Source organism: Mycobacterium sp. NGS29 (genome assembly GCF_059812965.1).
Genome location: NZ_JCALDR010000002.1, coordinates 309,261 through 330,095 on the forward strand (window position 1 = coordinate 309,261; position 20,835 = coordinate 330,095).

A 20,835-nucleotide genomic window follows, 5' to 3' on the forward strand; every position below is an offset into this window, starting at 1 on the left:
CGGTGAGCGACGAAGGCGACGTTGCCGACGACGCCGCAGGCGACGGTGGTGCCGTGGTGACCAAGGCCGCGGCGCGGCCACAGCGGCCCACGGGCAAGCGGTCCCGGGTGCGCCCGGTGGAGGCCGACGACGACGACTCGACCAAGGTGGAGCTGTCCAAAGAGCCGGCCAAGAAAGACGTGGCCAAGAAAGACTCGTCGAAGACAGCCAAGGGCAAGTCGGCTCAGCAGACCAAGGCCAAGAAGCCGAAGACCGCCACATCGGTCAACCCGTTCGTGTTCGTCTACAACTACATCAAGCAGGTTGTGGCCGAGATGCGAAAGGTCATCTGGCCCAATCGCAAGCAGATGATCACCTACACCTCGGTGGTGTTGATCTTCCTGGCCTTCATGGTTGCGCTGGTAGGCGGTACCGACCTGGGTCTGAGCAAGCTCGTGCTGCTGGTGTTCGGCTGAGAAGTAATAGAGAGGACTCAATACCGTGACTACCTTCGACGGTGACACGTCCGCGGGTGAAGCGGTCGACGTGCAAGAGGCCCCGGAAGTTGTAGAGACTCCTGCGGAAGACGTCGATCCGGCTGCCGCGCTCAAGAAAGAGCTGCGCGCCAAGCCCGGCGACTGGTACGTGATCCACTCGTACGCGGGCTACGAGAACAAGGTGAAAGCCAATCTCGAGACCCGGGTGCAGAACCTCGATGTCGGCGACTACATCTTCCAGGTGGAAGTGCCCACCGAAGAGGTCACCGAGATCAAGAATGGCCAGCGCAAGCAGGTCAACCGCAAAGTGTTGCCCGGTTACATCCTGGTGCGCATGGATCTGACCGACGACTCGTGGGCAGCGGTGCGCAACACCCCGGGCGTGACCGGGTTCGTCGGCGCGACGTCGCGTCCGTCGGCGCTCGCGCTGGACGACGTGGTGAAGTTCCTGTTGCCGCCGGGGTCGGCCAAAAAGGCCGCCAAGGGCGCGGCGAGCACCGCCGCGGCGACAGAGACCGGTGGGCTGGAACGTCCCGTTGTCGAGGTCGACTACGAAGTCGGCGAATCGGTGACAGTGATGGACGGCCCGTTCGCCACGCTGCCGGCCACCATCAACGAGGTCAACGCCGAACAGCAGAAGCTCAAGGTGCTGGTCTCCATCTTCGGCCGGGAAACGCCGGTGGAACTGACCTTCAGCCAGGTCTCCAAGATCTAGCCCGCTGGGCAGACAATTCAGGAAGGAACGAAGACAACTCATGGCCCCGAAGAAGAAGAAAGTCGTCGGGCTGATCAAGCTGCAGATCACGGCGGGTCAGGCGAATCCCGCACCCCCGGTCGGCCCCGCGCTCGGTCAGCACGGCGTCAACATCATGGAGTTCTGCAAGGCGTACAACGCCGCGACCGAGAATCAACGCGGCAACGTGATCCCGGTGGAGATCACGGTCTACGAAGACCGCAGTTTCACCTTCGCGTTGAAGACGCCGCCCGCCGCCAAGCTGCTGCTCAAGGCCGCCGGCGTGCAGAAAGGCTCGGCCGAACCGCACAAGACCAAGGTCGCTAAGGTCACCTGGGACCAGGTGCGCGAGATCGCCGAGACCAAGAAGACCGACCTCAACGCCAACGACGTCGACGCCGCGGCCAAGATCATCGCCGGCACCGCCCGGTCGATGGGTATCACGGTCGAGTAGGTACACATCAGGACGCGTGGGAGGGCCAGCTTCGGCCCGATCAACCACGAACCCAACACAGATTGGATTGACAATGAGCAAGACCAGCAAGGCATACCGCGCGGCCGCTGAAAAGGTGGACCGCAACACTCTGTACACCCCGCTGCAGGCGGCCAAGCTCGCCAAGGAGACGTCCTCGACCAAGCAGGACGCGACCGTCGAGGTGGCGATCCGACTCGGCGTCGATCCGCGGAAAGCCGACCAGATGGTCCGCGGCACGGTCAACCTGCCGCACGGCACCGGCAAGACGGCGCGCGTCGCGGTGTTCGCGGTCGGTGAGAAGGCCGACGCGGCGGTGGCGGCGGGAGCGGACATCGTCGGCAGCGACGACCTGATCGAGAAGATCCAGGGCGGCTTCCTGGACTTCGACGCGGCGATCGCGACGCCCGACCAGATGGCGAAGGTCGGCCGCATTGCCCGGGTCCTCGGACCCCGTGGGCTGATGCCGAACCCCAAGACCGGCACTGTGACCCCCGATGTCGCCAAGGCCGTCGCCGACATCAAGGGCGGCAAGATCAACTTCCGGGTGGACAAGCAGGCCAACCTGCACTTCGTCATCGGCAAGGCGTCGTTCGACGAGAAGAAGCTGGCGGAGAACTACGGGGCCGCGCTGGACGAGGTGTTGCGGCACAAGCCGTCGTCGTCCAAGGGGCGCTACCTGAAGAAGGTCACGGTGTCGACGACGACCGGACCCGGTATCCCGGTGGACCCGTCGATCACGCGCAACTTCGCCGCGGAGGCGTAGCTCCTCTTCGCGACTGTGCATCCTGCGACGCCGCACCGGCGTGTCTCGTCGCGAGATGCACAGTCGGCGCGGGGCCGACGGCCCTCTAGGCGGCCGCACCCGGCTTCAGGTAGGTCACCAGGCTGACGTCGAGCATCTCGTCGTCGAAGTAGTGCTCACAGCCCCGCAGATACTTCATGTACCGCTCGTAGACCTCCACCGAGGTCACCTCGATGGCCTTCTCGCGGTTGGACTCCAACGTGTCACCCCAGATGTGCAGCGTCTTGATGTAGTGCGGCCGCAGCGAAACAGGCTCGGGGACAATGAAACCGGCCTTTTCGCCGTGCTCGACCATCATCCCGGTGGACGGCAGCCGGCCGCCTGGGAAGATCTCGGTGACGATGAACTTGATAAAGCGCACCGTGTCGAAGGTGATCCGCTTCCCGCGGGCAGCCATGTCGTACGGGTGGTAGCTGACGCTGCTCTGGACGACCAGCCGGCCATCCTCGGGCATGATGTCGAAGCAACGCTTGAAGAAATCGTCGTAGTTCTCGTGACCGAAGTGCTCGAAGGCTTCGATGGACACGATCCGGTCGACGGGCTCGTTGAAGTCCTCCCAACCCTGCAGGAGCACCCGCCGGGAACGGTCGGTGTCGAGTGCCTCCAGCACCTGCTGGGAACGGGCGTGCTGATTCTTGGACAACGTCAGCCCGACGACGTTGACGTCGTACTTCTCGACGGCACGCTTCATCGTGGTGCCCCAGCCGCAGCCGATGTCCAGCAGCGTCATGCCGGGCTTCAGGTCCAGCTGGTCGAGGTTCAGATCGATCTTGGCGATCTGGGCTTCCTCGAGCGAGATGTCCGGCGGCTCGAAGTAGGCGCAACTGTAGGTGCGGGTCGGGTCCTGGAACAGGCCGAAGAAGTCGTCGGAGACGTCGTAGTGCGCCTGGATGTCCTGGAAGTTGCGTTCGCGCGTCTTCGTCGGGCTAAGCGGGTTCTCGGCCATTCTGGTCTTTCTTCTCCTGGATCATCGGTAGCCGCACATGCGGGGCCTCGGGCTGAAATGCCAACCGTGCGAGCCCGTCGTGGTACGAAGTCTACTTCGCCAGGGTGAAGTGGTTGCAGTCGATATAGCCAATGCGAAATGCCTTGGCGCAGCCGGTCAGATATCTCATGTACCGGTCGTAGACCTCTTCGGACTGGATCTCGATGGCCTCGTCCCGGCGGGCCTGCAGGGCCTCACCCCAGAAGTCCAGGGTCCGGGCGAAGTCCAGCTGCAGCGACTGGATCTGAGCGACGTTGAAGCCGACCTTGGTCGCGTGCTCCTCGACCTTCTCGATCGTCGGCAGCCGGCCGCCCGGGAAGATGTCGGTCGTGATGAACTTCATGAACTTCGCCCACTCCATCGTCAACGGCATGCCACGCGCGATGATGTCCCGGGGATGCAGTCCGGTGATCACGTGGAGCAGCATGACGCCGTCGGTGGGCAGGGCCTGGTAGACGAACTTGAAGAAGTCGTCGTAGCGGTGAAAACCAAAGTGTTCCACCGCCTCGATTGTGACGATCCGGTCCACTGACTCGTCGAAGTCGGCCCAGTCGCTGAGCAGGACCCGGTGTGTGCGATTGGTGTCGACCTGGTCGAGCAGCTGCTGGCAGTAGTTGTGCTGATTCTTGGAGAGCGTGAGACCGACGACGTTGACGTCGTATTTCTCCAGCGCTCGCTTGAGCACCGGACCCCAGCCGCAACCGACGTCCAGCAGCGTCATACCCGGCTCGAGGCCCAGCTTGTCCAGCGCCAGGTCGATCTTGGCGAGCTGGGCTTCCTGCAAGTCCATGTCCTCGCGCTCGAAGTACGCACAGCTGTAGGTGCGTGTCGGATCCACGAAGAGTGCGAAAAACTCGTCGGACAAGTCGTAATGCGCCTGAACGTCGTCAGAATTGGACCGCAGACTTCCGGCGCGGGTGTACGTATCCGCCATATGTCCTCCCGTAGGACATGCCCACCCCCCCACGAGGTGGCCATCCACCGGACCCTACACGGGCGGGGGCACATCCTATGTATCTGACGTCGCCGCGAGGGCCTTTTCATCGAAATCGGGGGCGGCCAGGCGTCGCTCTGGCCGCCCGCGTCACTACTTTTCCAGCGTGAACTGGTTGACGTCGATATAGCCGACCCGGAACGAGTCGGCGCAACCGGTCAGGTATTTCATGTACCGGTCGTAGACCTCTTCGGACTGGATCTCGATCGCTTCGTCCCGGCGCGACTGCAGCGCCGCGGCCCACAGGTCCAGGGTCTTTGCGTAGTGCTGTTGCAGCGACTGGCGGCGGGTCAGCGTGAAACCCGCGCGCGAGGAGTGGTCTTCGACCTTCTCGATCGACGGCAACCGTCCGCCCGGGAAGATCTCGGTCATGATGAATTTGCTGAACCGGGCCATCTCGAACGTCAGCGGCATGCCACGCTCAATCATCTGCGGTCCGGTCAGTGCGGTGATCGAGTGCAGCAGCAGCACGCCGTCGTCGGGGAGCAGTTTGTGGGCCAGCGCGAAGAAGTCGTCGTAGCGGTCGTGGCCGAAATGCTCGAATGCACCGATCGACACGATGCGGTCGACGGGTTCGTCGAACTGTTCCCAGCCCGCCAGCAGCACCCGCCGCTCGCGGGTGGTGTCCATCGCGTCGAAGGACTGCTGCACGTGCGCCGCCTGGTTCTTGGACAGCGTCAGGCCCACGACATTGACGTCGTAGTTCTCGATCGCACGGCGCATGGTGGCGCCCCAGCCGCAACCGACGTCCAGCAGGGTCATTCCGGGCCGCAGGCCCAGCTTGCCCAGTGCCAGGTCGATCTTGGCGATCTGAGCCTGTTCCAGCGTCATGTCGTCGCGCTCGAAGTAGGCGCAGCTGTAGGTCTGGGTTGGATCAAGGAACAGCCGGAAAAAATCGTCGGACAAGTCGTAATGCGCCTGCACGTCATCGAAGTGCGGCTTCAGCTGTTGAGCCATGTTTTGGTGTGCCTTTCCGGACCACATCGGGTCCCCGGTTGCATGCGAAATTGAATGTGCAACCCCCGAACATGCGAAATGCATGCTATCCGATGCAGCGCTGCATCGCTAAATTATGACGCGTCCGACCAGCGCGAACGGCGGCGCTATTTGACCAGGGTGTATTGAGCTACATTCGACAGGCCTTTGCGGAACAGGCCCGCGCAGCCGGTGAGATAACGCATGAAGCGGTCGTAGACCTCTTGCGACTGGATAGCGATCGCCTGCTCGCGATTGGCTTCCAAATTCGCGGCCCACATATCAAGCGTTCGCGCGTAATGCGGCTGCAGGTATTGAATCTCGTCGACCGCGAATCCACTGTTCTTGGCATTGTCGATGATGTCGACTTCGCCGCACATTCCGCCGCCGGGGAAGATCTCCGTCGCCAGGAAGCGGAAGAACCGCAGATCGCTCATGGTCACGGTGATGCCGTGATCACGCCAGTACGTCTGCTCGTGGGTGAAGATGCTGTGCAGCAGCATGCGGCCGTCGTCGGGCATGATCTCGTAAGAGCGATCGAAAAACGCCGGCCAGCGCTCCTTCTTGAACGCGTCGAAGGCTTCGAAGCTGACAATTCGATCGACTTTCTCGTGGAACTCTTCCCACCCCTGCAGGCGTGCCTCGGCGCGTCGCTCAGTCGGGATCGCGGCCAGCCTTTTCTGGCTCAGCGCGGCGTGGTGCCGGCTCAAGGTGATGCCGATGACGTTGACGTCGTACTTCTCGACCGCACGGACCACCGCACCGCCCCAACCGCAACCGACGTCCAGCAGCGTCATCCCGGGTTCGAGGTTGAGCTTGTCCAATGCCAAGTCCAACTTGGCGAGTTGCGCCTCCTCGAGCGTCATGTCGTCACGCTCGAAGTACGCGCACGTGTAGACCATGTTGGGGTCGAGGAAAAGCCGGAAGAAGTCGTCGGAGATGTCGTAGGTCGCTTGGGACTCTTCGTAATACGGCTTTAGTTCGGCCATGTCAGACAACCTCCTGTTCCAACGGTAACAACCTCGCACGCGACACAAGACACGGAGAAGGAATTCATCGAACTAACCCTTGACCGTGTCGACGGCGGCGAAATTGCTCGTGAGTTCACCGATCACTCGATCCCACAACTGCTTCGGCAAATCATGTCCCATCCCGTCGACTAACACCAATCGGGCACCGTTGATCGCCCGCGTGATGGCCCGGCCGCCCGCCGGGCGCATCAACTTGTCGGCGCGGCCATGGATCACCACGGTCGGCGCAGTGATGCGCCGGTCATAGTGCAGCAGGCTGCCGCTGCCCAGGATGGCGCTGAACTGCTGAGCGAGACCCCAGGGGTGGTAATTGCGGTCGTAGCTTTCTGCGGCATCGGCGCGGGCTTCGTCGTCGGGCGTCGGATACTTGGGACTGCCGATGATCTTGCCGACTCGAACCGTGTTGTCGATGATGACCTCGCGCGGAGACTTCGGGTCCGGTCCTTTCAGCAGTGCCAACAGCTGCCGCGGCCCCGGCGGCGGCAGCGCCCGCTGGTTGTTGCTGGAGAAGATGATGCCCAACGTCTTGGTGCGCTGCGCGTACCGCGCCGCGAACACCTGAGCGATCATCCCGCCCATCGAGGCGCCGACGATGTGCGCCTGCTCGATGTCCAGATGGTCCAACAGGGCGGCGGCGTCGTCGGCCATGTCTTCCAGCCGGTAGGCCGCCTGGCTGGGCAGACCGAGAAACGACCGGACCAGCCGCACCGGCAGGGGCTGCTGGGCGGATTGCCGTTCCGACTTGGTGGACAGGCCGACGTCGCGGTTGTCGAAGCGGATGACGCGCAGGCCCTGGTTGACCAGGCGTTCGCAGAATCCGGTCCGCCACAACAACATTTGGGCGCCCAGGCCCATGATGAGCAGCACCGGGGGATGGTCCAGCTCGCCCATGTCCTCGTAGTAGAGCTTCACATCCCCGGAGACGGCGGTGCCGCTACGAACGTCCACGGCGCTAGACCTCGACGTCCGCGGAATGCTCACGGCTGACCTCGACCATGAAGTTGGCGAAGTACCCGGTCAGCTGCGGATCGGACATCATCTGCCACCTCGGCGCCAGCAGCTTCATGTACCGCTCGACGTAGAGGAACTGCTTACCGATCAACACCAGCTCGCGCGGCAACTTCACGTCGTAGGCGTCGGCCAGGGCGGACAGTTGGCGGCCGATGTCGGCGTAGGACATGTCGCCCAGTGACTGCATGGTCAGCGGGGCGGCGAACTTCTCCAGGTCCTTGGCGGCCTGCGCCTCAGGTTTCACCGTGCCGACGGCGCCCATCAGCACGACGATCTTGCCCGCAGCGGCGTGGTCCTTCTTGACCAGCAGCGCGTACACCAGTTCGCGCAGCAGCCAGCGGGTGCGCGGGTCGATGCGGCCCATGATCCCGAAGTCGAAGAACACGATGCGGCCCTCATCGTCGACGTAGAGGTTGCCCGCATGCAGGTCGCCGTGGAACAGCCCGTGCCGCAGCCCGCCCTCGAACAGGCTGAACAGCAGGGCTTTGACCAGCTCGGTGCCGTCGAAGCCGGCCTTGCGGATCGCCGCGACGTTGTCGATGCGGATCCCGTGCACCCGTTCCATCGTCAACACGCGTTGGCTGGTGAAGTTCCAATGCACTTGCGGCACCCGGATGTTCTTGCCCAGCGGCGACGCGTGCAGATGCGACACCCAGGCGTCCATGGACTGGGCTTCCAGCCGGAAGTCCAGCTCTTCGGCCAGGTTGTCGGAGAAGTCGGCGACCACGTCCTGCGCCGAGAGCCGACGGCCCAGCTTGGCCAGTTCGACGGCTTGGGCGAAGCGCTGCAGGATCTGCAGGTCGGCGGCCACCCGGCGGCGGATGCCCGGCCGCTGGATCTTGACCACTACCTCCTCGCCGCTCTGCAACGTCGCGTAGTGCACCTGGGCGATCGAGGCGGACGCGAACGGTTCTTCTTCGAAGTGGGCGAACAGGTTGGCGGGCTCGTCGCCGAGTTCCTCGACGAATAGTTTGTGCACCTCGTCGGTGTCGGCGGGCGGCACCCGGTCCAGCAGGCTGCGGAACTCGCGGGACAGCGACTCGCCGAACGCCCCCGGGCTCGACGCGATGATCTGGCCGAACTTCACGTACGTCGGACCCAGGTCGGCGAACGTCTGCGGAATCTGCTTGATGACCTTCTGTTGCCACGACCCTTTGCCGGGCAGGCTGGTGACCACGCGCGCAGCGGTGCGGGTGACCTGCCAACCGGTGACAGCTACCCGGGCCGCTTCGACCGGCAAGGGCACCCGGTCCAGCTTGGCCACATCGCGATGCTTGGTGGAACTCATTTGAGCAGTGTGCCAAACCTGGATGGTCAACTCTAAATTTGCGTGACCCCGCTCACGTGCTTTACGCCGGACTGGCCGGTCTGCGCCACGGCGTGATCCACGGCTTCGGTTCCCAATTCTCCAACCCGGCGATGAGTTCGTACATAGTGGCGCCGTCGATGGATTCCCGGATGATGTCGGCTTGCCCGGAGTGCCGGGCCAGCTCGTTGATCACGTGCAACAGGACCCAGCGCACCGACCAGGCGTCGATGTCTGTCGGGAACCACGGGGCGTCCCGCGGCACCGGTACCCGGGCATCGAGGTCGGCGGTCTCGGCCAGCCGCAGGGTCCGGGCATTCTGCTCGGTGAAGGCCCGCAGCAGCCCGGCCAGTGTCTCGTCCGGTCCCATCACGTACTCGGCGTGGAACTGCGCGGCTCGCACCTCGAACGGTCGGGTGTCCCGCTCCGGCTCGCCGGGTGCGGCGGCGACCCGCGCCATCCAGCTGCGCTGCATGCCGGTGGCGTGTTTGACCAGGCCGCCAATCGACAGCGCGCTGGCCGACGGCGTCGAGCGCGCCTGTTCGTCGGTGAGTCCGTAGCAGACCGCGAAGTACGCGCTCTGGTGGTAGGCGAGGTATTCACGCAGCGCGCTGCGTTCGTCGGCTACCGGTGCGGCAAGTGCAGGCATGTATCACTCCTTGTGTAGGTAGAGGTCGCGCAGGCAGGCGATTTCGGCGCCGTGATGGATCGCTTCCCGATTGATGTGCAGGACGAGTTCGATCAGCGCGTACTCGGCGTAAGGGCCTTCGGCCGGTCCGCACGGGCGGTTCAGATCGGTAGCGGACAACGATCGCACGCCGGATATCCAGGCCGCGTAGGTCTCGTCGAGCTGGTGCAGCGCGGTGGCGGCGTCGGTGGCATAGGTCCAATGCTGATAGTCGGCCGGCGGCCCGCCGAAATGGTTGTGGTTGCGCATCGCGAAAACACCGACGATCACGTGGGCCAGCCGCCAGGCGATGGTGGTGAACGGAACCGGATCCGGTGTCGGGTAGGCGAAGTCGATCGAGCCGTCCGCGTGGACGGTCCAGCAGTCGGGTACCGGCTGCCAGAAGTACTCGTCGTCGGTCAGACCCGCCAGGCGGGGACGCAGTTGGGTGCGCCAGTGCACGTCCAGTTGATCGGCCAGCTGTGCGGTCAGGTCTGCCATGTCCACCGAGTTTTCCATCCACGACGGCTGCCGGTCGCCGTAAGGTGCGGGAATGCAGGTGATTTCGGTCGGTTCGACCGAACTGTTCGTCGGTCCGTCCCAGGCGCCGTTGCAGCTCGTGCAGGTCGGGGTTGCCGTCACCGGACCGACGACGGTCTACGTCGACGGCGACGGCCTGAGTGGGTCGGTGGTGGCCGAACCCGGACAACTCTTGCTCGAGATCCCGGTCAAGGTGCGCCGCCCCGTCGTCGGACAGCGACGGGCGGCACGCGTGCGGGCGGGCGACGCCGACATGCCCTTCGAGTTCGTGGTGGCCGAGCCCGGCTGGACGATGTTCATGATCAGCCATTTCCACTACGACCCGGTGTGGTGGAACACCCAGGGCGCCTACACCAGCGAATGGACCGAAGACCCGCCCGGACGCGCCCGGCAGACCAATGGTTTCGAGCTGGTGCACGCGCATCTGGAGATGGCCCGTCGCGATCCTGACTACAAGTTCGTGCTGGCCGAGGTCGACTACCTCAAACCGTACTGGGACACCCGGCCGCAGGATCGCGCCGACCTGCGCCGGTTCCTCGCCAACGGCCGGGTCGAGGTGATGGGCGGCACCTACAACGAGCCCAACACCAACCTCACCAGTCCGGAGACGACCATCCGAAACTTCGTGCACGGCATCGGGTTTCAGCGCGATGTGCTGGGCGCGGACCCGGCTACCGCCTGGCAACTCGATGTCTTCGGCCACGATCCGCAGTTCCCGGGAATGGCTGCCGACGCCGGGCTGACCTCGAGCTCGTGGGCGCGTGGACCGCACCATCAGTGGGGTCCGGGGCAGGACGGCATGCAGCGCATGCAGTTCTCCAGCGAATTCGAGTGGATCTCGCCGTCGGGCAACGGTCTGCTCACCCACTACATGCCGGCCCACTATTCGGCGGGCTGGTGGATGGACTCGTCGACCACGGTGCAGGAGGCCGAGGAAGCCACCTACGCGCTGTTCGAGCGGCTCAAGAAGGTCGCGCTGACCCGCAACGTGTTATTGCCGGTAGGCACCGACTACACCCCGCCCAACAAGTGGGTCACCGAGATTCATCGCGACTGGGCTGCCCGCTACACCTGGCCGCGCTTCGTGTGCGGGCTGCCGCGCGAATTCTTCGCCGCGGTGCGCGCCGAACTCGGCGAGCGGGGCGCAGTGGCCTCGCCTCAGACCCGCGACATGAACCCCATCTACACCGGCAAGGATGTGTCCTACATCGACACCAAACAAGCCAACCGTGCGGCGGAGAACATCGTCCTGGACGCTGAGCGCTTCGCGGTGTTCGCCGGGCTGATGACCGGTGCCGAGTACCCGCAGGCAGCGTTGTCGAAGGCATGGGTGCAGCTGGCCTACGGCGCCCACCACGACGCGATCACCGGATCGGAATCCGACCAGGTCTACCTGGACCTGCTGACCGGCTGGCGCGACGCCTGGGAGCTGGGCGGCACCGCGCGGGACAACTCGCTGCAGCTGCTGTCCGGCGCGGTGGCCCGCGACCGCGACTCGGTGGTGGTGTGGAACCCGTTGACGCAGCAGCGCAGCGACGTCGTGACCCTGCGGTTGGACGCGCCGGCTGCCGGGGTGCGGGTGCTGGACTCCGACGGGATCGAGGTGCCCGCGCAGGTTGACGACGACGCGTGCTCGGTCAGCTGGCTCGCCCGGGATCTGCCGTCGCTGGGCTGGCGCACGTACCGGCTGGTTCCCGGCGACGCCGCGGGCTGGGTCCCGAAGGCGGGCCGGGAGATCGCCAACGAGCATTACCGCCTGACCGTCGACCCGCACCGCGGCGGGGCGGTGACCTCGCTGGTACACCAGGGCCGCGAACTGATCGCCGTCGGCGAAGTCGGCAACGAGCTCGCCGTCTACGACGAATACCCCGCGCACCCGACCCAGGGCGAAGGTCCCTGGCACCTGCTGCCCATGGGCCCGGTGGTCGGGTCCGCGGAAGAACCCGCGACCGTGCAGGCCTATCGCGGGCCACTGGGCCAGCGGCTGGTCGTCCAGGGTGGCATCGGCACCCTGTTGCGGTACACCCAGACCCTGACGCTGTGGCACCAGGTCGACCGTCTGGACTGCCGCACCACCATCCACGACTTCATCGGCGAGGACAGGTTGTTGCGGCTGCGCTGGCCGTGTCCGGTGCCTGGCGCGACGCCGGTCAGTGAAGTCGGGGACGCCGTCGTCGGGCGCGGATTCGCGTGGTTACATGACGGGGACCGTTCGGTGGACACCGCGCAGCACCTGTGGACGCTGGACAATCCGGCCTACGGCTGGTTCGGGTTGTCGTCAGTGGTTCGCGTGCGGATCGGGAGCGCCACGCGGGCAATCTCGGTGGCCGAGGTGATCGCGCCGTCGGAAACCGTGTCGGGTCCGTTGGCTCGCGACCTGATGGTGGCGCTGGTGCGCGCCGGTGTGACGGCCACCTGCAGCGGCGCCGACCGACCCCGCTACGGCCACCTCGACGTCGACTCCAACCTGCCTGACGCCCGGATCGTGCTGGGTGGGCCGGCTGGCAACGTATTCACCGCGGCGCTGCTGGCCGAGGCCGATCCGGCCTATGCCGACGAACTCGAACGGCAACTCACCAAGACCGGCAAGGCGCGGATATGGGTGCCGGCGGCGACGGACCTGACCGCGGTCTGGGTGCCTGACGCCGACCTGCGGGCCCGCCGCGCGCTGCCGGTGCTGGTGATCGCCGGACGCGACGACAAGAGCTTGGCCGCCGCGATCGCCTCGGTGGTTCGCGACCTGGCCGTCGCCGAGATCGTCGTCCGCCAGCGCTGCCCGGTCGACGCCGCGACGTTCGAGGACTACACCGTCGCGGTACTGAACCGCGGGGTGCCCAGCTTCGCGGTGGACACCGAAGGCACCCTGCACACGGCGCTGATGCGGTCCTGCACGGGCTGGCCGTCGGGCATCTGGATCGACGAGCCACGCCGCACCGCGCCGGACGGTTCGAACTTCCAACTGCAGCACTGGACCCATGATTTCGACTACGCGCTGGTCTGCGGCCGCGGTGATTGGCGGCGCGCCGGGGTGCCGGTCCGCAGCGCCCAGTTCGCCAACCCGCTGATTGCGGTGGCTCCCCGCGACCAGCACGGGGCGTTGCCGCCGGTTGGGTCGCTGCTGCGGGTCGAGCCCGAGTCGGTAACGCTGGGGGCGCTCAAGGCCGCCGGGAACCCGCTGACCTCCGGCCGCGCCGAACCCGTCACATCGAGCGACGTGGCCCTGCGGCTGGTCGAATCGACCGGTGTGGCGACTCGGGTCGAGGTCAGCTCGGAACTCGGTGAGCTGCGCGCGATCCGGCACGCGAATCTGCTGGAAGTGGCGCAGCGCCGCATCGGCGCCATCCGGCTGCACGGCTATCAGGTCGCAACTGTTCGAGGTCACCTCGACGTGCCTGCCCTACCTGTCGAACCTACTGAGCTGGCTCCGCAGGCCGAGGTGGCCCAGCCGCTCTACGCCCGGTACTGGTTGCACAATCGCGGCCCGGCACCGCTCGGCGGACTACCGGCCGTCGCCCACCTGCATCCGCAGCAGCTCAGCGCCGAGGCGGGCGACACGGTGACACTTCGTCTGACCGCTGCCAGCGACTGCACCGATGCCGAACTGGGCGGCACCGTCGAGGTGCGGTGTCCCGACGGTTGGTCCGCCCAACCGGCCGAATTGCCCTTCACCCTGGGCGTCGGTGCGCACCTGGAAACCGACATCGTGCTCACCATCCCGGCGCACGCGCCGGCAGGGTTATATCCGGTCCGGGCGCAGTTGCGCCTGACCTCCGACGTGCCGTCGTGGCGGCAGGTGGTCGAGGACGTCACCGTCCTGGCCGTGGGAACCGACGACGACGAACTCCTCCATCTGCGTGACGGTCCGACCGACATCGTGCTTTCCGCGGGACAAGCGACGCGGCTGACCGTCACGATCGGCAGCCGGGCCCGGGCCGATCTGGCGCTCGAGGCACACCTGATCAGCCCGTGGGGGACGTGGGAGTGGATCGGGCCGGCCGCGATCGGGGCCGTCCTACCGGCCGGCGGCGCCGTCGAGCTGACCTTCGATGTGGCACCGCCCCGCTGGCAGGATCCCGGGCAGTGGTGGGCGCTGGTCCGGGTCGGCTGTGCGGGCCGGTTGGTCTATTCGCCGGCGGTCAAGGTGACGGTGACATGACCCATCACGTGGTGGCGACGGTCGGCGGCGCCGAGGTCGAGGAAGCCGAAGTCGACGCGCGCGAGGCGCGGTTGCGCAACGGACCTCGTGCTGCCGCGTTGCCGGCTGTCGGCACCAGCGAGGGCCGCCAGTTGCGGCGCTGGCTCACGCAGCTGATCGTGACCGAGCGGGTGGTTGCCGCCGAAGCGACCGCCCGTGGCCTGTCCGCCCTCGATGCCCCACCCGAGGCTGACCTGCTGCCCGACGTCACCGCCCGGCTGGAGATCGGCAGCATCGCCGCCGCGGCGCTGGCCGACCCGCCGGCGCGCGCGTTGTTCGCCGATGTCACCGCGGGTGTCGGCGTCAGCGACGACGATGTCGCCGACTATCACCGGCGCAACCCGATGCGGTTCGCGCCGGCCCGCCCCGCCGGACTCGGATGGCGGACACCGGCGCTGGTCGCCCCGCCGCTCGATCAGGTGCGGCAGGCGGTCGCCGGGCATCTGCTGGGGGCTGCTCGGCGGCGCGCGTTCCGGGTCTGGCTGGACGTGCGTCGCGCCGAACTCGTGCAGCTGGCCCCCGGTTACGAGCATCCTGGCGATCCCCGCCAGCCTGACAACACCCACCGACACTGATGCTGACCCTCTGCCTGGATATCGGCGGCACCAAGATCGCAGTCGGTCTCGTTGACGACGTCGGCGCGCTGGTGCACACCGCTACCTGCCCGACGCCGGCCGGTGTCGATGAAGAACAGATCTGGGCCGCGGTCGAGGCCCTGATACGCGACGGACTGCACGTGGCGGGCGGGGTGGTGGCCGGCGTCGGGATCGCGTCGGCCGGTCCGGTGGACCTGGCCGGCGGCACGGTCAGCCCGATCAATATCCCGGCCTGGCGCGGTTTCCCACTGCAGCAACGGGTTTCAGCCGTCGTGCCCGGGGTGCGGGTACGGCTGGGCGGTGACGGCGTGTGCATGGCACTCGGTGAGCACTGGCAGGGCGCGGGACGCGGTGCCGGCTTCCTGCTGGGCATGGTGGTGTCCACCGGGGTGGGCGGGGGCCTGGTGCTCGAAGGGTTGCCCTATGACGGCCGCACCGGTAATGCCGGTCACGTCGGTCATGTGGTGGTCGACCCGAACGGTCGGGGGTGTGCCTGCGGTGGGCGCGGCTGCGTCGAGACCGTCGCGTCCGGTCCGTCGATGGTGCGTTGGGCTCGGGAAAACGGCTGGTCAGCGCCGCCGGCGGCGAGCGCCAAGGAGTTGGCCGACGCGGCCGCCACCGGAGATCCGCTGGCGCTTGCGGCATTTCAGCGGGGAGCCGCCGCGCTGGCCGCGATGATCGCCTCCGTCGGCGCGGTATGCGACCTGGACCTGGTGGTTATCGGCGGGGGAGTGGCCCGCTCCGGGCCCCTGCTGTTCGACCCGCTGCGTGCGGCGCTGGCCGAATATGCCGGATTGGACTTCCTGACCGGTCTGCGGGTGCTGCCCGCCGAACTCGGCGGAAATGCCGGGCTGGTGGGCGCGGCGCGCCTGGCCGGGCTGTAGCGAGCGGCGCGCCGCGGCAGCGTCGTGGGTCGCGCGTGGGTGCGAATTGGCTGTTCGGACCAGGCCAGGCTATGGTGGGTGCCGATCCACCGAAGACCGTCGGTCACCGAGCAATCGGTTGAAGGTCCGGGAACATCCCGGCGGCCCACGCAGGAGGACGAGGCAAGACCGCCGGCCTACGCGCCGGTGAATCTGAACGCCCCGGCCGCACCCTGCGCCGGGGCGTTAGTCGTCTGCGGTGGAACGAGACGCCGAGTCCACACACGTACAGGAGGCATGCATGGCCAGGGCTGACAAAGCCACCGCCGTCGCCGACATCGCCGAGCACTTCAAGAGTTCGAGCGCGACCGTCATCACCGAGTACCGCGGTCTGTCGGTGGCCAACCTCGCCGAGCTGCGCCGATCGCTGGGGGAGGGAACCACCTACGCGGTGGCCAAGAACACCCTCATCAAGCGCGCTGCCTCCGAGGCCGGCATCGAAGGGCTCGACGAGCTGTTCGCCGGTCCGACGGCGATCGCATTCGTCACCGGTGAGCCGGTGGATGCCGCCAAGGCACTGAAGACCTTCGCCAAGGAGCACAAGGCGCTGGTCATCAAGGGCGGCTACATGGACGGACACGCGCTGTCCGTCTCCGAGGTCGAGCGCATCGCCGACCTGGAATCCCGCGAGGTGCTGCTGGCCAAGCTGGCCGGTGCGATGAAGGGCAACCTCGCCAAGGCTGCCGGGCTGTTCAATGCGCCCGCGTCGCAGATGGCCCGCCTGCTGGCCGCTCTGCAAGAGAAGAAGGACTCCGAAGCCCCCGCAGCCGCAGCTGCGGAGACGCCCGCAGCTGCCGAGGCACCCGCCGAAGCGGCATCCGCCGAATAACTCCGACCAAACGCACAAAGTTCAGAAAGGACCCACACCATGGCAAAACTGTCCAGCGACGACCTGCTCGACGCCTTCAAGGAAATGACCCTGTTGGAGCTCTCCGACTTCGTCAAGAAGTTCGAGGAGACCTTCGAGGTCACCGCGGCCGCCCCGGTCGCCGTCGCCGCGGCCGGCCCGGCCGGTGGCGGCGCAGCCGCTGAGGCCGCCGAGGAGCAGACCGAGTTCGACGTGATCCTCGAGGCCGCCGGTGAGAAGAAGATCGGTGTCATCAAGGTGGTCCGCGAGATCGTCTCCGGCCTGGGCCTCAAGGAGGCCAAGGACCTGGTCGACGGCGCGCCCAAGCCGCTGCTGGAGAAGGTCGCCAAGGAGGCCGCCGACGAGGCCAAGGCCAAGCTCGAGGCCGCCGGCGCCAGCGTCACCGTCAAGTAGTTCCATCCGCGCAGCCCTCGGGCATCCCGGCAACGGGGTCCCGGGGGCTTCCGCGTTTATCAGCGCAGTGCAGCCAGCTGCGAGCGCTGTACCCGCTCAGCTGAATCGCCCAGGGCGACCAGCAGATTCGTGGTCATTGCGGCCAGCACGGGGACCAGTGCCGAGCCGTCGGCGCCGTAAAACCCGGCCAGCTCGAGCATCACGTAACCGTGGATGAGCGCCCAGAATTGGGCTGCCGTGGCCACCACGGACGCATCGTCGTCCGCCGGGCACGCCGTGATCCGGCCGGCGAGAATGCACCGGTGCACCGCGCGCACCACGTGGGCGAAGCTGGGTTCGTGCTGCTCGATCTCGTCGAGCGACAGCGTCAGGACGTCGCCGGTCGGCGCGTTGATGCCGTGCGCACTGGTGCTGCCGAACATCAGCCGGTACATGTGCGGGCGCTCGATCGCATACCGCCGGTAGGCGGCTCCGACGGACATCAGATCGGCCACCGGGTCGTCGGTCTCCGGCACCGCCAAGGCGGCGTCGAACTGGCGTAGACCCTCCTCGGCGACCGCGGCGATGAGTTCGCGCATCCCGCCGAAATGGGTGTACACGGCCATCGTTGAGGTGCCGGCGGCACCGGCCACCTTGCGGGTCTGCAGCGCATCGGGACCGTGCTCGTCGAGCAAGTCCACCGCGGCCTGCACCATCTGGTCGCGAACGCTGCGCTGGGTCGAAGTCATCTCGCCAAACAATATTGCCATCTCCTCGGCGGCGGCGTACCGTCCCAATAACAGCGTAATAACAACGTTATAGGAGTTCAGCGATGACGGCCACGCAGACCGCCCAAGCCGGCAACCCGTACCTGAGTGGTTTTCTGGCACCGGTGCGGGCCGAACTGACCGCAACCGACCTCGAGGTCACCGGCCACATTCCCGAGCACCTCAGCGGACGCTATCTGCGCAACGGTCCCAACCCGGTCGCCGAGGTCGACCCGACTACCTACCACTGGTTCAGCGGGGACGCGATGGTGCACGGGGTCGCGCTGCGCGACGGCAAGGCCACCTGGTACCGCAACCGCTGGGTGCGCACCCCTGCGGTGTGCGCCGCATTGGGCGAGCCGCAGCCCGCGGGGCTGGACCCGCGGGCCGGCATGCTGTCGGTGGGGCCCAACACCAACGCGTTGAGTCACGCCGGCCGGACGCTGGCCCTGGTCGAGGGTGGCGGCGCCAACTACGAGTTGACCGACGAGCTGGACACGGTCGCGCCCTGCGACTTCGACGGAACCCTCTTCGGCGGCTACACCGCCCACCCGCACCGCGATCCGGCGACCGGGGAATTGCATGCCCTGTCCTACTCCTTCACCCGCGGACGCACCGTGCAGTATTCGGTGATCGACACCAACGGACGTGCCCGTCGCACGGTGGACGTCCGAGTGGGCGGGTCGCCGATGATGCACGACTTCTCGCTGACCGAGAAGTACGTCGTGATCTACGACCTGCCCGTAACGTTCGACCCGATGCAGGTCCTGCCGGTGCGGGTGTCGCGCAGACTGACCAGGCCGGCTCGCCTGGTGGCGGAGTCGCTGCTGGGTCGCGTGCGGGTACCCAACCCCGTCGCGGCGATGATCAACCGGAACCGGCAGCCCGTGCACAAGATGCCGTATCGCTGGAACGCCGACTATCCGGCGCGCATCGGCGTTCTGCCCCGCGAGGGCACCGGCCGAGACGTCCGGTGGTTCGACGTCGAGCCGTGCTACGTCTATCACCCGCTCAACGCCTACAGCGAAGACCGCGGCGGCAACGAGGTGCTGGTCCTGGACGTGGTGCGCTATGCGCGGATGTTCGATCACGACCTGCGCGGTCCCGGCGACAGCAAGCCCACCCTGGACCGCTGGACGATCAACCTGACCACCGGCGCGGTCAGCACCGAGCGCCGCGACGACCGCCCGCAGGAGTTTCCCCGGATCAACGAGACCTTGCTGGGCGTCAAGCACCGGTTCGGCTACACCCTCGGTGTCGACGGCGGCTATCTCTCCGGCGGCGCCCGCGACATGTCGACGGCGGTGTACAAGCACGACTACGCAACTGGCGCCCGCGAAGTCGCCGCCCTCGATCCGGACCTGTTGATGGGGGAGATGTCCTTCGTGCCCAACCCGGCCACGTCCCCGGCAAGCCGGGTCGAGGATGACGGCGTCCTGATGGGTCTGGGCAGCCGCCGCGACACCGACACCGGCGTGCTGTTGCTGCTGGATGCGCAGACCCTGGAAACGAGGGCCACCGTGGAACTTCCGCAGCGGGTCCCCATGGGCTTCCACGGCAATTGGGCACCTTTTGAATAGGGTGTGCTGGGCGGATTGTTATTGATCCAACCCTGATGCGTAGACCGGCCGTGCGCTACAGTGACTCAAGCCACACGGGGTTGGTGGCTGAACCGCGCGTCGACGGAAGGGTCTCCCATGGGTGTCGCGATCGAGGTAAACGGGCTTACCAAGTCGTTCGGATCCTCGAGGATTTGGGAAGACGTCACGCTCACCGTCCCCGCCGGAGAGGTCAGCGTGCTGCTGGGCCCGTCGGGTACCGGCAAGTCGGTGTTCCTGAAGTCATTGATCGGCCTGCTGAAGCCGGAGCGCGGCTCGATCCTCATCGACGGCACCGACATCATCGAGTGCTCGGCCAAAGAGCTCTACGAGATCCGCACCCTGTTCGGGGTGCTGTTCCAGGACGGCGCGCTGTTCGGCTCGATGAACCTGTTCGACAACACCGCTTTCCCGCTGCGGGAGCACACCAAGAAGAAGGAAAAAGAGATCCGCGACATCGTCATGGAGAAACTGACGATGGTGGGTCTCGGCGGTGACGAGAAGAAGTTCCCGGGTGAGATCTCCGGCGGTATGCGCAAGCGTGCCGGCCTGGCGCGGGCCCTGGTGCTCGACCCGCAGATCATTCTGTGCGACGAGCCGGACTCGGGTCTGGACCCGGTCCGTACCGCCTACCTGAGCCAGCTGATCATGGACATCAACGCCCAGATCGACGCCACCATCCTGATCGTGACCCACAACATCAACATCGCCCGCACCGTGCCGGACAACATGGGCATGTTGTTCCGCAAGCACCTGGTCATGTTCGGGCCCCGCGAGGTGCTGCTGACCAGCGACGAGCCGGTGGTGCGGCAGTTCCTCAACGGTCGGCGTATCGGGCCGATCGGTATGTCGGAGGAAAAGGACGAGGCCACCATGGCCGAGGAGCAGGCCGCGCTCGACGCGGGCCAGCACGCCGGTGGTGTCGAGGACATCGAGGGAGTGCCGCCGCAGATCCAGGCGTCGCCCGGGATGCCGGAGCGCAAAGGCGTCGCCCGCCGGCAGGCCCGGGTGCGCGCCATGCTGCACACCCTGCCGAAGAACGCTCAGGAAGCGATCCTGGACGACCTCGAAGGCACCCACAAGTACACCTCGCACGAGTACTGATCCGACCGGTCGCTGCCGAGTTCTGCTGCGCAGGATTCCGGCGTGCCGCCGCGCGCCCGCCAGTCGTCGGCGATGCCCCCACCAGCGGGCATCGCGGAAAATTTCTCCACACCTCTGCACAACTTGCCGTGCCCACCTCTTGACGGAACAGCCCAAACGGGTCAATCTGTTGGGCAGCATGTGTACGCGGGATATCGCAGGTGCCAGCCAGCGCCGGTCTTCCACGGACCGCGTGCGACCGTGTGTAGTGGTGCGCATTTGAGGAATGTACTGTCCTGCGCTATTGTTGGACGTTGCGCTGGCTACTTCCTGCCCACCTCACACCCGCCACTTGACACCGTGGTCTTAGCCTGAGCCCTTTTCTGCGGCTCAGCTATTCAGTTGCGTGCGTGAGATCCGGACAGTTCGTCCGCCAGC

At 66.3% G+C, this 20,835-nt stretch carries 20 protein-coding genes; 11 read left to right on the forward strand and 9 right to left on the reverse strand.

The features are described from left to right. Positions 1–2 precede the first annotated feature (2 nt). The 4 genes from secE (at position 3) to rplA (ending at position 2,447) form a co-directional block, all read left to right on the forward strand. Complete coding sequence (gene secE, locus AC5Y5Z_RS03900; protein WP_463825758.1) at positions 3–455, forward strand: preprotein translocase subunit SecE; 453 nt, start codon at positions 3–5, stop codon at positions 453–455. A gap of 25 nt (positions 456–480) precedes the next feature. Then, on the forward strand, positions 481–1,191 hold the full coding sequence (gene nusG / locus AC5Y5Z_RS03905) for a transcription termination/antitermination protein NusG (protein ID WP_463825759.1): 711 nt from the start codon (positions 481–483) through the stop codon (positions 1,189–1,191). A 40-nt stretch (positions 1,192–1,231) separates the two neighbouring features. Further along, on the forward strand, positions 1,232–1,663 hold the full coding sequence (gene rplK / locus AC5Y5Z_RS03910; protein WP_463825760.1) for a 50S ribosomal protein L11: 432 nt from the start codon (positions 1,232–1,234) through the stop codon (positions 1,661–1,663). Positions 1,664–1,736: 73 nt separating this feature from the next. Then, on the forward strand, positions 1,737–2,447 hold the full coding sequence (gene rplA / locus AC5Y5Z_RS03915; RefSeq protein WP_463825761.1) for a 50S ribosomal protein L1: 711 nt from the start codon (positions 1,737–1,739) through the stop codon (positions 2,445–2,447). A gap of 85 nt (positions 2,448–2,532) precedes the next feature. On the opposite strand, the gene mmaA4 is transcribed toward rplA, so the two are convergent. The 8 genes from mmaA4 to AC5Y5Z_RS03955 form a co-directional block, all read right to left on the reverse strand. Continuing rightward, positions 2,533–3,432 (reverse strand): hydroxymycolate synthase MmaA4, encoded by a 900-nt coding sequence (gene mmaA4 / locus AC5Y5Z_RS03920; protein ID WP_499923511.1) that lies wholly within the window; start codon positions 3,430–3,432, stop codon positions 2,533–2,535. Positions 3,433–3,523: 91 nt separating this feature from the next. Continuing rightward, positions 3,524–4,405 carry a cyclopropane mycolic acid synthase family methyltransferase gene (locus AC5Y5Z_RS03925; RefSeq protein WP_463825763.1) on the reverse strand — a complete coding sequence of 294 codons (882 nt, stop codon included), beginning with the start codon at positions 4,403–4,405 and terminating at the stop codon, positions 3,524–3,526. Positions 4,406–4,558: 153 nt separating this feature from the next. Continuing rightward, entirely contained in the window at positions 4,559–5,422 is an 864-nt protein-coding gene (gene mmaA2 / locus AC5Y5Z_RS03930) for a cyclopropane mycolic acid synthase MmaA2 (RefSeq protein WP_463825764.1), read from the reverse strand. Between the two features lie 146 nt (positions 5,423–5,568). Beyond that, positions 5,569–6,429, reverse strand: a complete 861-nt coding sequence (locus tag AC5Y5Z_RS03935) for a cyclopropane mycolic acid synthase family methyltransferase (RefSeq protein WP_463825765.1) — start codon at positions 6,427–6,429, stop codon at positions 5,569–5,571. 72 nt (positions 6,430–6,501) lie between these two features. Next, positions 6,502–7,419 (reverse strand): alpha/beta fold hydrolase, encoded by a 918-nt coding sequence (locus AC5Y5Z_RS03940; RefSeq protein WP_499923515.1) that lies wholly within the window; start codon positions 7,417–7,419, stop codon positions 6,502–6,504. A gap of 4 nt (positions 7,420–7,423) precedes the next feature. Further along, complete coding sequence (locus AC5Y5Z_RS03945) at positions 7,424–8,770, reverse strand: ABC1 kinase family protein (protein ID WP_499923517.1); 1,347 nt, start codon at positions 8,768–8,770, stop codon at positions 7,424–7,426. 61 nt (positions 8,771–8,831) lie between these two features. After that, on the reverse strand, positions 8,832–9,437 hold the full coding sequence (locus AC5Y5Z_RS03950) for a DinB family protein (RefSeq protein WP_473139350.1): 606 nt from the start codon (positions 9,435–9,437) through the stop codon (positions 8,832–8,834). Between the two features lie 3 nt (positions 9,438–9,440). After that, positions 9,441–9,956 (reverse strand): DinB family protein, encoded by a 516-nt coding sequence (locus tag AC5Y5Z_RS03955; protein WP_499923520.1) that lies wholly within the window; start codon positions 9,954–9,956, stop codon positions 9,441–9,443. A 52-nt stretch (positions 9,957–10,008) separates the two neighbouring features. Between AC5Y5Z_RS03955 and AC5Y5Z_RS03960 the strand changes: the two genes are divergently transcribed. From AC5Y5Z_RS03960 to rplL, 5 genes are all read left to right on the forward strand, one after another. Continuing rightward, positions 10,009–14,151: a glycoside hydrolase family 38 N-terminal domain-containing protein gene (locus tag AC5Y5Z_RS03960; protein ID WP_499923521.1), complete on the forward strand. Its 4,143-nt coding sequence runs from the start codon at positions 10,009–10,011 to the stop codon at positions 14,149–14,151. Beyond that, on the forward strand, positions 14,148–14,765 hold the full coding sequence (locus tag AC5Y5Z_RS03965; protein WP_499923523.1) for a DUF7158 domain-containing protein: 618 nt from the start codon (positions 14,148–14,150) through the stop codon (positions 14,763–14,765). The genes AC5Y5Z_RS03960 and AC5Y5Z_RS03965 overlap by 4 nt, the downstream gene beginning before the upstream one ends. After that, positions 14,765–15,670, forward strand: coding sequence for an ROK family protein (locus AC5Y5Z_RS03970; RefSeq protein WP_499923524.1), 906 nt, complete (start codon positions 14,765–14,767; stop codon positions 15,668–15,670). Before AC5Y5Z_RS03965 ends, AC5Y5Z_RS03970 begins: the two co-directional genes overlap by 1 nt. A 280-nt stretch (positions 15,671–15,950) precedes the next feature. Next, the gene (gene rplJ, locus AC5Y5Z_RS03975; protein ID WP_463825773.1) at positions 15,951–16,538 is read left to right on the forward strand and encodes a 50S ribosomal protein L10; all 588 of its coding nucleotides are present in this window, start codon (positions 15,951–15,953) and stop codon (positions 16,536–16,538) included. 39 nt (positions 16,539–16,577) lie between these two features. Beyond that, complete coding sequence (gene rplL, locus AC5Y5Z_RS03980) at positions 16,578–16,970, forward strand: 50S ribosomal protein L7/L12 (protein ID WP_463825774.1); 393 nt, start codon at positions 16,578–16,580, stop codon at positions 16,968–16,970. Positions 16,971–17,029: 59 nt separating this feature from the next. Here rplL and AC5Y5Z_RS03985 read toward each other — a convergent pair whose 3' ends face one another. Continuing rightward, on the reverse strand, positions 17,030–17,698 hold the full coding sequence (locus tag AC5Y5Z_RS03985; protein WP_463825775.1) for a TetR/AcrR family transcriptional regulator: 669 nt from the start codon (positions 17,696–17,698) through the stop codon (positions 17,030–17,032). Positions 17,699–17,781: 83 nt separating this feature from the next. On the opposite strand from AC5Y5Z_RS03985, the gene AC5Y5Z_RS03990 reads away from it, so the two are divergent. Continuing rightward, positions 17,782–19,296, forward strand: coding sequence for a carotenoid oxygenase family protein (locus AC5Y5Z_RS03990; RefSeq protein WP_499923526.1), 1,515 nt, complete (start codon positions 17,782–17,784; stop codon positions 19,294–19,296). Between the two features lie 117 nt (positions 19,297–19,413). Next, positions 19,414–20,418, forward strand: a complete 1,005-nt coding sequence (locus tag AC5Y5Z_RS03995; RefSeq protein WP_463825777.1) for an ABC transporter ATP-binding protein — start codon at positions 19,414–19,416, stop codon at positions 20,416–20,418. Positions 20,419–20,835: the final 417 nt, after the last annotated feature.